We start from the raw sequence: 13,063 nt of genomic DNA, 5'->3' as shown, positions 1-13,063 counted from the left end.
TCACCTTATCGTCTGGAAAATTAGTTGGTCATCGGGACCGGGGCTGGCAACGCATCACTACTGTGGCTCAGCAAAGAGCCACTGCTGTAGGAGGACGTTGCCCGTGCTTCAACATAGCCTGCGGAGGGCGTTGCAGACCGATGCTGCCGGGTTGCATGCCAGCTTGCCACCGTGACAGGCAGCGGATGCCGGACCTGAGAATCGCTGTCGCTGTCCGTCACGCTGGGTTTGGGTGTGACTGCCGCAACGCGGGTCGGGACCGGAGTAGTCTGAGCGTGGCGCACAGGCTGCGGTGCATCTGCGGCACTGGCGACAGTGACAGGCGTGCGGGTTACAGGCGGGTTGACGCGAGCGGCATCCGCCAGCTGCGTTGCAGCGCGGCGCGGAGCCACAGGCCGGGCTGCCGGAACCGGCGCGGTAAGCTGTGCCGTGCGGACAGTGGCATCGTCCGCATCATCCAGAGCCGGACGCGGTGCACGGTCATGATGCGCAACAGGACGGATAACCGGAGCCGTGCGTGCCGGCGTTTCTTCCGCAACGGTCATAGCAGCGCGGGGTGCCTGAGCTTCGTCGCCTTCCACGCTACGATCATGATGCGGAGCAGGGCGTATCGGTTTGGCATCGGCAACTGCGACAACAGCCGGATGCGCAGCCGTCCCAGGCGCGGTCGGCTGAGCAGAGGCCAGTGTTGCGGCTGTCATGCCAGCGCGCGGATCTTCAGCCGGGATCTTGACTGTCGGTGCGGGCAGGCGGCCAGAAAGATCCGCCATGCGAACAAACTGTGCGGGGTCCATGGTGTGGAGACCCACCAGATGATGTTCCGCCAGACGGGTTAGCCGTTCCGGCTGGTTTTCCAGGGCCCATTCCGTACGCAGCATGGCTGTCTGGGAGCGCACGCGCTCTGTATCAGACACGATTTTGGAAATCTGCTGATCCAGAAGCGTGGTCTGATGCTTCTTTGTATAAAGGAAAAATCCCGAGGCAATGGCCAGGACAGCGCAGCAGCAGGTAAAGGGCCGGGGGATCATGGGATCAATCCTTTGCCGAAGGAGGAAACATCGGTCGAGCGTTTTTCCACAGCGCGGAGGCGGGCACTGCGGGCACGCGGGTTGGCGGCGCATTCAGCGTCACCTGGACGGAGGGGCCTCCCGGTGAGCGCGATAAAGGCGGCTTCATCCCCCTTCGTCAATGCTGCACGCGGGTCATAGCGTGAAAAACTTGTGGTTTTGCCAGTTGCAGCACCCATCACCCGTTTGGCGATGCGGTCTTCCAGAGAATGGAAGGAGACCACAACCAGACGGCCGCCGGGGGCCAGCAGATCAAGCGCCTGCGTCAGGCCGCGTTCAATCTCGCCAAGCTCGTCATTAACGGCAATGCGCAGGCCCTGAAAGGAGCGGGTTGCGGCATCAATGCCTGAACGATCGGACGGCACCACGCGGCGGATCAGCCCGGCCAGCTGCGCGGTTGTTTCAAACGGCGTTTCCACACGGTCGGCCACAATGGCGCGGGCCACGCGGCGGGCGTGGCGCTCTTCGCCATAAAAGTGGAAAATGTCGGCCAGTTCGCTTTCCGGTGCCTTATTCACGATATCCGCAGCGGAGGGGCCACTTTTTGCCATGCGCATATCCAGCGGACCATCCATGCGGAAGGAAAAGCCGCGCTCGGCTTCATCCAGCTGGAAGGAGGAGACGCCCAGATCCAGCACAATGCCGTCAAAAGCCGGGGCATCGGCTGCTTCTGTCAGGTCCGTCATGCTGCCAAACTCACCATGCAGCATATGCAGGCGGGACTGGCTTTCTGCGTTGGTAAAGCTGGCGGCCATGGCCTGTCCGCGTGCAATGGCGTCCGGATCCCGGTCGATAGCCCATACGGCGCAGTCAGCACTTTTCAGAATGGCGGATGTATAACCGCCGCCGCCAAAGGTGCAGTCGAGAATGGCATCGCCATCAGCAGGTTTCAGGCTTTCCAGCACTTCGGCCAGCATCACGGGCACATGGCCCGGAGCAGGTGCGCCGGAGGTCGGATGCAGAGTGGAGGAGGTGGTCAGGGCATTCATGCAGACCCTCCTTCCTGTCCATCACGCGCAGCGGGGATGCTGATGCGGCGGGACCGCTGACGGGCTTCGGCGCGGCGCTGGCGGGCGGCCTCGGGTTCCCAGATCTGAAAGGTGCGGCCTACGCCCATGAAGGCAACGGTCGTGCTTTCCGTAATGCCTGCATGCTCACGGAGAAAATCGGGAATAATAATGCGGCCTTCACGGTCCGGATCAAGCGGGTAGGCATCCGCGTACAGGGCGGCGGCAAGGTCATCATGCTCATCAGAAAACATATCCAGCCGATCAAGCGGCTGGGTCAGGCGTGAGAAGGCTCCGGCAGGCCACGCTTCAATGCAGGGCATTGTATGGGATGGTCGCAGGATCACCAGTGAATCGCCTTCCGTATGCTGCGCCTTCAGAACAGTGCGGAATCCGGCAGGAATCGAAACGCGACCTTTCGCGTCAAACCGATTCTCATGCGTGCCGAGAAACACACTCACGTAAGACGATGTCCTTCTGATTCAGGCCTTTCCGTTCGCAGAACAGCGGGGAACGAAGCCGCCTCCACCACTTTCATGGTGTAATGTGGGATAGCATGGGATTTTATGGGACGCAAATTAAAAAGGCAGAAAAAACAGCAGAAAACCGCCATTTATGAAGTAGTTGCGCAGAACTGTTTGATGCCGTGAAAGCAATGGTAAAATAGAGACCAACAAAACTTTGCCACGTCATGTTCTTCAAATGTTCTGCATATATGCGCAGATATCGGCAGAACACCGTGCCCGGCGTAATGAAATGAGGCAGAAACAGAAAATGCCAGACGGTCTGTAAGCCGGGTTCTGTCCAGCTCCGAAGAGCCTGGACGGTCATTCGTCTGGGGCATGCCTCGCGACATGCCTCACGCAACCAACCCGAGCAGCGGGGCGGGAGAACCCCTGAAACCCTTGCAGGTTTCCGCCGCTCCTATTCGGTCTTGCTCCCGGTGGGGTTTACCCTGCCTCCTCTGTTGCCAGAGGAGCGGTGCGCTCTTACCGCACCGTTTCACCCTTACCTCCAGCTCTGGCCCATGGTTTCCCACGGATCATCGCCCGGAAGGCGGTTTGTTTTCTGTGGCACTTTCCCTAAGGTCACCCTCGCCAGCTGTTAGCTGGCACCGTTCTCCCGTGGAGCCCGGACTTTCCTCCCTCCTGCACATCATGCAGAACAGCGACCGTCCGACCGTCTGGCGGCGCCACCCTGCGTCGGGCGGCACAGCAGGTCAAGGGGCAAGCATGACGGAATCGTCTCGGCATGGCGCAAGAATGCAGTATGCTGGTGTCATGAGAGTTTCTGCAGAGCCTGAGACCGCTCAGGGTATTCCCGCTCGTCCCAATTTCTACTCCCGCATTCTGTTGGGGTGGATCCGCTGGCAGGGGGCGCGTAGTAAAGCCGGACCATCCCAAAAATTTCAGCCTGTGGCAAAGACTCTCCGGGATGAAGGCGCAGGGCGGGCAGAATTTCTGGCCGTGCTCCGCAAGGCGATGGATACGCCGTCTTTCCCAACCCGTCTTTCTGCGCTGGGTATCAGGAAAGTTCTGACCATTTCCGTGCCCGGTGCAACTGGCCCCATGCAGGCCCGGCTTTATCTGCCCTATGGGCGGGTGAGGGGCGCTGTGCTGTATCTGCATGGCGGCGGTTTTGTGCATTGCGGGCTGAATTCGCATCACGGCATGTGCTGTCGTCTCGCACGGGTGTCCGGAGCGGCGGTGCTGTTGCCGGATTATCGGCTGGCCCCGGAACATCCTTATCCCGCTGCGGCGGATGACAGTCAGGCGGCCCTGCGCTGGCTGGCTGGTGCGTCCGCCCGCTTCTGGGGCGGCAAGGTTGCTGTGGCGGGGGATAGTGCCGGGGGAAATCTGGCTGCCGTTCTGGCGCAGGATGGTGCAGCGGGGGAAGGGCCAGTCCCGGCGTTACAACTGCTGTATTACCCATCCCTCTATGGTGCACAGGTTTTCCCGTCGCATGATCTGTATGCAGAGGGGTATTTTCTCTCTCGTGCGTCCATGCAGTGGTATGGGGATCAGTATATCGCGCGGGAGGAAGACTGGGTTGCCCCGCGCTTTGTGCCCGGCCTCAATCCCAATCTGTCCGGCCTGACACCTGCCGTGATTGTCACGGCGGAATGTGACCCGATGCGGGATGAAGGCGTGGCCTATGCGCAGGCGTTACGGCAGGCGGGCGTGCCAGTGCAGTATAAATGCTATCGCGGTGCGGTGCATGGCTTCCTGAATTTTTATGCCCTCATGCCCCAGGGCAAGGCCGCGCTCCGGTTTGGTGGGCGGGCCTTGCGGAAAGCCTTTGCCTCAGAAGGCCCTTAGGGCATCGGGTGGAACTGCGTGGGGGAACCCTGATCTGACATGATGACGTGGTTCATCCGGTCAATGCGCAGGGTGAACAGCTTTGGCAGTTCGCCTTTGGGGCCGGGGCAGGAGCCTGATGTTTTCTGCATCACGTCAATGCGGGAGCCCGTTGGCGGGTCATTCCCATTCACCACAAACAGCAGGCAATCCGGCTTGATGTTCGTCATGCCGTTATGCGTCACCACTACGCGCAGGTGGCGCACCAGAGCGGTATCATCAAACCAGCTTTCCGGTCGGAAGGTGTAGCGGTCGGTCAGGGTGTCGATAACCCCGGTTTTGGCCAGCACAATCATCAGCACGGAAATAGGCACGACCAGTGCCAGACGGCGCAGGACATGCTGGCGCAACGTCCGTTTGCGGAAGGGGCCGCGCTGGGACAAGGGGGAGGGTTTGGAAGAGTTTGAGCTCATGTCAGCATATCTTCATGCCAGAGGGCACCGTCACGCGCCAGCAGGGCGCGGGTTGAAGCAGGACCCCAGCTGCCAGCAGGGTAGGGTTCCAGTGGCGAGAGGGCATGGCGCCAGGAGTCCAGAATCGGTTCAATCCAGCGCCAGGAGGCTTCCACTTCATCCCGGCGGATGAACAGGGCCGGGTTGCCGCGCACCGCATCCAGAAGCAGGCGCTCGTAGGAATCGTGATATTCGATGGTGAACTGATTTTCATACGACATATCAAGAACCCCATTCCGCACCCGGAAACCGCCTGCACTGGGGTCCTTGGTGGCCAGAACCAGTGAGAGCCCTTCGTCCGGCGCAATGCGAATCACCAGCCGCCCCGGTGAGGGCGTGTTGGTGAAAATGGGCCACATCTGCGGGCGGAATTGCAGCACGATTTCCGTCGTCTTGGCGGCAAGCCGTTTGCCCGTGCGCAGATAGAACGGGGTGTTACCCCAGCGCGCGGAGCGGATTTTTGTGCGGATGGCCACAAAGGTTTCTGTATTACTGGCGCGGTCCTGCCCCAGATCTTCGGCGTAGCTCGGCACGTCCTGCCCATCAATACGGCCGGCGGTATACTGCCCGCGGATGACGTTGTGGCGGACCATATCGGGCGTCATCGGGCGGAGGGCGTTCAGAACCTTGAGCTTTTCGTTCCGCAGGTCATCCGCCTGGAGCGAGGCCGGGGCATCCATTGCCACCATGCACAGCACCTGCAGCAGATGGTTCTGTACCATGTCACGCAGCGCCCCGGATTCGTCATAATAGGGGCCGCGCTTACCGACGCCGACTGTCTCAGCCGCCGTAATCTGCACATGGGCAATCGCATCGGAAGACCATAGCTTTTCCAGCGCCGGGTTGGCAAACCGCAGGGCCAGAATGTTCTGAACCCCTTCCTTCCCCAGATAATGGTCAATGCGGTAGATCGACTCTTCCGGGAAGAAGCGGCCCACGCCGTCATTGATTTCCGCTGCTGTTTCCATGCTGACGCCAATGGGCTTTTCCAGCACCACGCGCGTAACGGGCGTAATCAGGGAATGATCCGCAAGGGCGGCGCAGAGCGGAGCATACAAAGCGGGGCTGGTGGCCAGATAGAAGACTCGCGTGCGTTGCGGGTCATTCAGATGTTCTTCCAGCCCGCTCCAGTCGCTGCCTTCTTTGGTGGCATCCAGAGCAACATACTGCACCAGGGCAAGAAATTTGTTCAGCGTGTCCGCATCCCGTGCAGCAGCCGGGGCAAATTCGCTGAGGGCCTTGAGCACCTGTTCGCGGTACTGATCCGGGGAATGGGCGGAGCGTGCCACACAGATGATGCGGGCATCTTCCTGAAAGTCCTGCGCATGGAACCGCCGTAAAAACGCAGGCAGCAGCTTGCGCATTGTCAGATCGCCCGTGGCGCCGAAAATAATGAAATCGAAAGGGTCAATCCGATTAATATGCGCCATGGCCATAGTACTCCCGCAAGATCGTGGGTGCCCTTGAAAAGCCCCAAACAAAGACTTTCTTCCCCCTGAGTGTGCTTTGAGAACGGGGCAGCCGGGAAAGCGTTGTGGCAGAGGGTTTGTCCATAAGGCTTCTGGCTGTCAAGGTAATTGACCGCGCGGGCGGCTCGCGATAAGCCCGCGCCTTTGGTGTTCGGGCGTGGCGGGCGAAAGGCCTGCCGCAGTCAGGCCCTGAACACGGTCTGTAAACGGGGGAACTTGAGCATGGATACCGAAGGATTTTCCGGTGGTGACGATGCCGCTGTGGGTGGCATTGCCGCCGATCGGCTGAGAAGCATCATCGAGCGGGTCGAGCGTCTGGAAGAAGAACGCAAAGCACTTGCTGGCGATATCAAGGATATCTTTACCGAAGCCAAGTCCGCCGGGTTTGATGTCAAAGTCATTCGGCAGATCATCCGCCTGCGCAAGCAGGAGCCGAGTGAAGTGGAAGAGCAGGAAACTCTGCTTGATATCTATCGTCGCGCCCTTGGAATGTAATGAAGACCGTGCCGGGCAGCGGGTTGCCGCTGGCACGGCATGGAATCCTGACATGTGGGGTCTGTAGGAAATGATGTCTGTCGTGTTTCCAGACTGGATGCCGCTCTGGGCGCAGTTGTTGGTGATAGCGGTTGTTATCGTCTTCGGGCTGGCGTTCCTGATGATGCCTTTTGCTGTCTTTGGCGTAAAAGGCCGTCTGGCGGAGCTGGAACTGCAAATTCAGGAAATGCAGGCCGAGGTGCGGGCTCTGGCCATGCGTCTGGCGGCAGGGCAGGGGCAGGCTACGCGTCCGGCAGGGGATGAGGTGCTGAGCCGTCCGTCCGTGCCGGACGGTGTGCAGGTGGAAGAAATTCGTCCGCCGGAACCAACCCGACCCTCTCCCATTCTGTCAGCCCCTGTGCTGACGCCTCTGCGCACCCCCAAGGTTTCCGATGCGTATGAACCGCGCCGGGAGGCTCCACCGGCTCCTAATCTGGAGCCGGAGCCGCGGGATGGTGCGACCCGCCGTGTCATGCCCTGGCATGAGCCGCAGAAAGATGCGTCCGGGCGCAAAGAGCCGCTGGCGGATGCCATGCGCCGTTACCGTGCGCCCGATGCTGACCAGCCGCCTTATCGTCCTGATTTTTTACGGAACGCCGAGCAGCCTGCAGAGCCGCGGGTTAATCGGTCTTATGGTGAAGAGACAGGGCGGGCTGAGCCTGTGCTGAACTGGCCGCCCCGCAAGCCTGCTGATTTCTAACAACCGGAGGGGATGTCCCCTCCCTCAGACCATCACGAGGTCATCACGATGGATGATCTCGTCTCGTCCCTGCCAGCCCAGAATATCGTGAAGTTCTGTGGAGCGATGTCCGGCAATCTGGCGGGCATCATCGGCATCATAAGAGGATAGGCCACGCGCCAGAACGCGGCCGCCATTATCCACCACCACAACCAGATCACCCTGCGTGAACTCTCCTTTGACGCCCAGTACACCTGCGGGCAGTAGGGAGCCACCATGACGCAGGGCGTCGGCTGCCCCGTCATCAATCATGATTTCACCAGCTGGGGTCAGGCTTCCGGCAATCCACTGTTTGCGGGCTGTCTGCGCGCAGGCTTGCGGCAGGAACCATGAGCAGCGTGCGCCGTCCAGCAGGGCGCGCAGCGGGTGGTTCTGTTTACCAAGTGCGATGGCCATAGCACAGCCGGAGCGGGTGGCAATGCCCGCAGCCAGAAGTTTGGTGCGCATGCCGCCGGAAGAATAGCCGGGAGGCGGTTCGCCCCCCATGGCTTCAATTTCCGGGGTTAGAGTCTCAATCACCGGCAGGTGCTGAGCATCCGGATTTGTGCGTGGGTCTGCGGTGTAGAGACCGTCAATATCGGAAAGCAGAACGAGCTGATCCGCGTCCGTCATCTGGGCGACGCGCGCGGCGAGGCGGTCATTATCCCCAAAGCGAATTTCTGCCGTGGCGATGGTGTCGTTCTCGTTGATGACCGGCACACAGCCCAGACCCAGCAAGGTATCCAGCGTGGCGCGGGCGTTCAGGTAACGCTGGCGGTCCTCGGTATCTTCTGGTGTCAGCAACAGCTGAGCGGCCGTGAGGCCCTGTTCGGAAAGAGCATTGCTCCATGCCTGAGCCAGACGGATCTGCCCAACGGCAGCAGCGGCCTGTTTCTCCGGCAGGCGGAGTGCACCGTTTGTTAGCCCCAACGTATGGCGGGCCAGTGCAATGGCCCCGGAGGAGACAACGGTCACGTCCGTGCCCTGACGCCGCAGCTGGGCGATGTCTTCCGCCACACTGGCCAGCCAGGCCTGCCGTGGGGCGGCTTTATCCGGGTCCACCACCAGCGCACTGCCGATCTTGATAACAAGCCGACGGGCGGAAGAAAGGGAGGGGCTGGTGGGGCGTCCGGTCATGGAAAACAATCCATTCTATGTCGTGACCCCCGGAGGGGCTTGCAGGCTTAAGCGGGGTTTTCTTCATCCTTACGGATGGTTGTGACCTGTGTCTGAATGGCCCGGAGCAGTTCCGGAACACCCTGCCGCGTGGCAGCGGAAATCAGCATAACCGGAGCGCCGCTGGCTTTTTCCAGCGCCCGTTTGCGGGCAGAAGCTTCCCTCGGAGTCATGGCGTCATTTTTGTTCAGGGCAATAATTTCCGGCTTATCGGCCAGTCCACCGCCGTAGGCATCCAGCTCGTGCCGAATGGTGCGCCAGGCATCCACAACATCACCTGCTGCGCCATCAATCAGATGCAGCAGAATGGCGCAGCGTTCCACGTGACCCAGAAAGCGGTCACCCAGACCAGTGCCCTCATGCGCACCTTCAATCAGCCCCGGAATATCCGCCACCACAAATTCTTCTGTCATGGACAGGCGCACAACGCCCAGCTGGGGGTGCAGGGTGGTGAAGGGATAATCGGCAATTTTAGGCCGTGCGGCGGATACAACTGAAAGGAACGTGGACTTCCCGGCATTGGGCAGGCCGACCAGACCGACATCGGCAATCAGCTTCAGCCGCAGCCAGACCCAGCGTTCTTCACCCGGCCAGCCCTTATCAGACCGGCGCGGTGCGCGGTTGGTGCTGCTTTTGTAATTCGCGTTCCCATAGCCGCCATCGCCGCCCCGGCAGAGGGTGATGGTCTTTCCCGCTTCATCCAGATCAGCCAGCAGGGTTTCCCGGTCATCATCAAAAATCTGCGTGCCGATAGGCACTTTGATGACCACGTTCTGCGCAGCAGCACCCGTACGGTCAGACCCGGCCCCGTTGCCACCCTTACGGGCGCGGAAATGCTGGGTGTACCGGAAGTCGATCAGGGTGTTGAGGTTGGGGACGGCTTCAAAAATAACATCGCCACCACGGCCGCCATTGCCCCCGTCCGGACCGCCGAATTCGATATATTTTTCCCGGCGGAAGGCGGTGACACCATCTCCGCCATCGCCGGAGCGGACGTAGATTTTTGCCTGATCAAGAAACTTCATGGGATACTTTCAACGCCTGAACATGAAAAAGGGCCGATCCTGTGAGGACCGGCCCCTTGCCATTCCGGCCACGGGAAAAACGCGTGGTGGAGCTTACCGAATACTTATTCAGCAGCTGCCGGCAGCGCGTCCACGGAAACGTGCACGCGGCCTTCGGCGCGACGCTCAAAGCGCACGCTGCCGTCAACCAGAGCGAAGATGGTGTGGTCACGACCAACACCAACGTTAGCGCCCGGCTTCATCTTCGTGCCGCGCTGGCGGATGATGATGTTGCCAGCGATAACCTGTTCGCCACCAAATTTTTTGACGCCAAGACGGCGTCCGGCGCTGTCGCGCCCGTTACGGGATGAACCGCCTGCTTTTTTTTGTGCCATGACCTAAGTCCTCCTTGGTCTTACCAGCCGAACCCTATGGGGCTCAGGCGGCGTTAATCTCTTGGATGCGCAGAACGGTAACCGGCTGGCGGTGGCCATTCTTGCGGCGGCTGTTCTGCCGGCGGCGCTTCTTGAAGATGATGACCTTCTTGAGGCGGTCCTGAGCGATGACGGTTGCCGTCACCTTTGCGCCAGCAACGGTGGGGGCGCCAATGGTGGTGGTGCCTTCGCCACCTACGGCAAGAACTTCATCAAAGGTGATGGTAGCGCCAGCTTCGGTTTCCAGCTTTTCAACCTTGAGCACCATGTTGGGCTCAACCCGATACTGCTTGCCGCCGGTGCGGATAACTGCGAACATAAAACCTGTCTCTCTTTCCGATCTCTTGACCTTCCGCGGCACAGGCGCAGGCGAAGGGTCTGGTCGCTTTTTGTTCCTTGGCCGCATTGGCGGCATGGCTCCATCTGTGTGGAGTGGTGCGGCTTTTTACGGGGAGTCTCCCCCGCTCGTCAACAAGAACTTGCTAAAGCCGGGGATCTCTGCTTGCGCACCATAAAAACCCTGCTTATAAGCCGCCCAACGGAGAGGTGCCGGAGCGGTCGAACGGGGCGGTCTCGAAAACCGTTGTGCTAGCAATAGTACCCAGGGTTCGAATCCCTGTCTCTCCGCCATCGGACAAACGTAAGTTACTGTATATACAGAGATTTTTCAATAAGAATCGCAGATTTCTGCGGGTCTCTGCATATATTTTTTGTCTTGTCAAGTGGTAACAACAAAACAGCAATTCAACAACAAATGCAGATGTTGTTGATGGTGTTCAGTGTGCCAGAATCCTATAGGCGTGAGTTTTTGATACTCCAGTCTGACGCATGATTTCAGCGACACCGAGGCCCTGAGCCTTCAGGTCTTTCACTCGTTCATGGTCATAGGATTGTTTCCGACCTTTATAGACACCTTCGGCTTTGGCTTTAGCGATGCCTTCCATCTGTCGTTCTTTTCTTAATTCTGTTTCGAATTGAGCAAAGACTCCCAACATATTGAGGAAGGCTTTTCCAATAGCATTGCTGGTGTCTATGGGTTGCTCAGTGCAAATGAGTGATACTTTTTTAGATTCGAGTATCTTCATAATATCCTGAAGATCGCCTATTGATCTGGCTAGTCTGTCGATGCGAGTGACAACCAAAGAATCACCAGCCCTTAAAAACTGCAAAAGGGTATCCAATTCATTTCTGCCTTCTCGGCTTGTTCCTGAGACCTTCTCACCCCTGATAATTTCACATCCTGCTTTTTGGAGTGCGATTTCCTGGATGGTTAAGTTTTGGTCAGTTGTGCTTACTCGTGCATAGCCATATTTCATATTCCTTGTTCCTTTTGGGTTATAGGGATGGCGGGACTAACCGCTCCCTAATTCAATTATACACCCTAATGGGACATAATACGGTAGGTTGTGGTAATGTTCCTTTAGGGAGTACCCAAAAGGAATATCACTATAGGGTGTGCGAGAATTTTCAGATAGATTGTTGTCTATAGACAAAAAGAGAAAATTTTTAGAAAATAATGGAATGTCTGGTTTTTTGCGTAAATTTATTATGTGAGTTGAAATGTAATGCCAAATCGGGATAATTACGAAGATAAAAATTTCATTCAAAGACATCCAATTATTTGCTCAATAATAGGTTTTTTTGCAACTGTTTTTTCTTCCATTTCAGCGCCAATTTATGAGCATTTAACAAGTGTAAATAGTGACGGTAATCCTATTCATTTAGAATATGAGGAAATAGGGCCAACAAATCCATTTGCATTAACAAAAATAGAAGCAAAAAGATTACCGCATGAATTTACAAAACCATTAGACGATTTAAAGATCATAAGAACAGATGTAATATTTTTTAATAATACAGGCGATCATGCGGTCGATACAAAAAATACATTCAAACCGATTACTCTAACGGTTCAAAAGCCATGGGAAATTTCAGATATCAAATCTGGACAATGTAAAGAGTGTATTAACGTAGAATGGAAGAAATTAGACAATCAAACTTTTCAAATGATGCCGACATTAATAAATCCTAAAGATTCGTTTTATATAGATGTTCTTTTTTCCACTAATCAAACAGGAGACGATAGTAAAATTCAGGCTCCAGATGTAAAAATTGATGCAAGAATCGAAGGAATGAGTTCTCTTGAAAACAAAAGCAAAAAAATAAATGAGATAGAAAAAGAAAAAATACGTTTATCGTGGGGAATAATAGTATTCCAAGAGGGATGGGGAAGTATTTTTTGCATAGTATATATATTCTCATTCTCTTTTTTGTTTGTGTATTTCTCGGAAAAAACAATTATAAAAAACATAAGCATGCTGAAAAAAACAACAATTTACTCTTTTTATTCCGTTATTTGTGTTTCCTCCGCTGAAGCAGTATCTACATTAACAATAGAAAATTCACATTATCTAGGTTATTCATTATATGGAACGCCATTGCTTTATAATGTTCCCCCAATTGTTTTGAATTCTATTGTGGTTGGATTGCTAGTTTATTTGTTTATCAAAGGCAAAAATCAACCGTCAAAGGCAGTCAAAAATTCATGAAAACTTATCTTCATAATAGGATGATAGTTTCCATTTGCATTTTGCAAATGGAGGGTTCGAAAAACCCCTTGGCTCTGAGTTGTTCTGTGTGATTCCATTTTTTTGGCGTTGATTGGGGATGGAGGAAGATGAAGCAATCTGGTTTCTTTGATGTTGAAGAGCGTCTTGCTCGGCTGAGCGGGCTTGGCGATCAACTGGAGGCCTTTTCCCGGACTGTGGATTTTGAGGTGTTCCGCCCTGATCTGGAGCTGGCTCTGGCCTATTCAGACGGAAGTAAAGGCGGACGTCCGCCGTTT

At 56.4% G+C, this 13,063-nt stretch carries 14 protein-coding genes, 1 tRNA gene, 1 other RNA gene and 1 pseudogene; 6 read left to right on the top strand and 11 right to left on the bottom strand.

The window, feature by feature from the left end; genetic code table 11:
• Nucleotides 1-20: 20 nt before the first annotated feature.
• The 4 genes from KP703_RS05885 to rnpB form a co-directional block, all read right to left on the bottom strand.
• Nucleotides 21-1,028, bottom strand: coding sequence for a hypothetical protein (locus KP703_RS05885; RefSeq protein ID WP_215754112.1), 1,008 nt, complete (start codon nucleotides 1,026-1,028; stop codon nucleotides 21-23).
• Nucleotides 1,025-2,056 carry a 16S rRNA (cytosine(1402)-N(4))-methyltransferase RsmH gene (gene rsmH / locus KP703_RS05880; protein WP_215754111.1) on the bottom strand — a complete coding sequence of 344 codons (1,032 nt, stop codon included), beginning with the start codon at nucleotides 2,054-2,056 and terminating at the stop codon, nucleotides 1,025-1,027. The genes KP703_RS05885 and rsmH overlap by 4 nt, the downstream gene beginning before the upstream one ends.
• Nucleotides 2,053-2,535 carry a division/cell wall cluster transcriptional repressor MraZ gene (gene mraZ, locus KP703_RS05875; protein ID WP_062141681.1) on the bottom strand — a complete coding sequence of 161 codons (483 nt, stop codon included), beginning with the start codon at nucleotides 2,533-2,535 and terminating at the stop codon, nucleotides 2,053-2,055. Before mraZ ends, rsmH begins: the two co-directional genes overlap by 4 nt.
• Nucleotides 2,536-2,847: 312 nt before the next feature.
• Nucleotides 2,848-3,261: RNase P RNA component class A (gene rnpB / locus KP703_RS05870), an RNA gene on the bottom strand.
• 45 nt (nucleotides 3,262-3,306) lie between these two features.
• Between rnpB and KP703_RS05865 the strand changes: the two genes are divergently transcribed.
• Nucleotides 3,307-4,392, top strand: a complete 1,086-nt coding sequence (locus KP703_RS05865; RefSeq protein WP_215754110.1) for an alpha/beta hydrolase — start codon at nucleotides 3,307-3,309, stop codon at nucleotides 4,390-4,392.
• Here KP703_RS05865 and KP703_RS05860 read toward each other — a convergent pair.
• Both KP703_RS05860 and zwf read right to left on the bottom strand, forming a co-directional pair.
• Complete coding sequence (locus KP703_RS05860; protein ID WP_062271577.1) at nucleotides 4,389-4,844, bottom strand: hypothetical protein; 456 nt, start codon at nucleotides 4,842-4,844, stop codon at nucleotides 4,389-4,391. The genes KP703_RS05865 and KP703_RS05860 overlap by 4 nt on opposite strands.
• A complete protein-coding gene (gene zwf, locus KP703_RS05855; protein WP_215754109.1) occupies nucleotides 4,841-6,313 on the bottom strand; it encodes a glucose-6-phosphate dehydrogenase in 1,473 nt (490 codons plus the stop codon). Before zwf ends, KP703_RS05860 begins: the two co-directional genes overlap by 4 nt.
• Nucleotides 6,314-6,574: 261 nt before the next feature.
• Here zwf and KP703_RS05850 point away from each other — a divergent pair, with 261 nt between their 5' ends.
• Both KP703_RS05850 and KP703_RS05845 read left to right on the top strand, forming a co-directional pair.
• The gene (locus KP703_RS05850; RefSeq protein ID WP_025825221.1) at nucleotides 6,575-6,847 is read left to right on the top strand and encodes a DUF2312 domain-containing protein; all 273 of its coding nucleotides are present in this window, start codon (nucleotides 6,575-6,577) and stop codon (nucleotides 6,845-6,847) included.
• Nucleotides 6,848-6,917: 70 nt separating this feature from the next.
• On the top strand, nucleotides 6,918-7,586 hold the full coding sequence (locus KP703_RS05845; protein WP_215754108.1) for a hypothetical protein: 669 nt from the start codon (nucleotides 6,918-6,920) through the stop codon (nucleotides 7,584-7,586).
• 24 nt (nucleotides 7,587-7,610) lie between these two features.
• On the opposite strand, the gene proB is transcribed toward KP703_RS05845, so the two are convergent.
• The 4 genes from proB to rplU all read right to left on the bottom strand — a co-directional run bounded on the left by proB (nucleotide 7,611) and on the right by rplU (nucleotide 10,537).
• Complete coding sequence (gene proB, locus KP703_RS05840; RefSeq protein ID WP_215754107.1) at nucleotides 7,611-8,741, bottom strand: glutamate 5-kinase; 1,131 nt, start codon at nucleotides 8,739-8,741, stop codon at nucleotides 7,611-7,613.
• Between the two features lie 47 nt (nucleotides 8,742-8,788).
• Nucleotides 8,789-9,805, bottom strand: a complete 1,017-nt coding sequence (gene obgE, locus KP703_RS05835; RefSeq protein ID WP_062271583.1) for a GTPase ObgE — start codon at nucleotides 9,803-9,805, stop codon at nucleotides 8,789-8,791.
• A gap of 104 nt (nucleotides 9,806-9,909) precedes the next feature.
• Entirely contained in the window at nucleotides 9,910-10,179 is a 270-nt protein-coding gene (rpmA, locus tag KP703_RS05830) for a 50S ribosomal protein L27 (RefSeq protein WP_043553668.1), read from the bottom strand.
• A gap of 43 nt (nucleotides 10,180-10,222) precedes the next feature.
• Nucleotides 10,223-10,537 carry a 50S ribosomal protein L21 gene (gene rplU / locus KP703_RS05825; protein WP_006559166.1) on the bottom strand — a complete coding sequence of 105 codons (315 nt, stop codon included), beginning with the start codon at nucleotides 10,535-10,537 and terminating at the stop codon, nucleotides 10,223-10,225.
• Between the two features lie 221 nt (nucleotides 10,538-10,758).
• Between rplU and KP703_RS05820 the strand changes: the two genes are divergently transcribed.
• Nucleotides 10,759-10,848, top strand: a tRNA-Ser gene (locus tag KP703_RS05820).
• Nucleotides 10,849-10,994: 146 nt separating this feature from the next.
• Here the strand turns inward: KP703_RS05820 and KP703_RS05815 are convergent.
• Nucleotides 10,995-11,534, bottom strand: coding sequence for a recombinase family protein (locus tag KP703_RS05815; RefSeq protein ID WP_215754106.1), 540 nt, complete (start codon nucleotides 11,532-11,534; stop codon nucleotides 10,995-10,997).
• Between the two features lie 249 nt (nucleotides 11,535-11,783).
• Between KP703_RS05815 and KP703_RS05810 the strand changes: the two genes are divergently transcribed.
• Nucleotides 11,784-12,767 (top strand): hypothetical protein, encoded by a 984-nt coding sequence (locus KP703_RS05810; protein WP_215754105.1) that lies wholly within the window; start codon nucleotides 11,784-11,786, stop codon nucleotides 12,765-12,767.
• Between the two features lie 128 nt (nucleotides 12,768-12,895).
• Nucleotides 12,896-13,063: pseudogene (locus KP703_RS05805) on the top strand (IS5/IS1182 family transposase); the annotation flags it as partial.

The organism is Acetobacter sp. P5B1, from assembly GCF_018811985.1.
In the GTDB taxonomy this organism is placed as follows: domain Bacteria; phylum Pseudomonadota; class Alphaproteobacteria; order Acetobacterales; family Acetobacteraceae; genus Acetobacter; species Acetobacter cerevisiae.
Note: the sequence above shows the minus strand (reverse complement) of the source record. Positions and strands in the feature narration are given on the sequence as shown.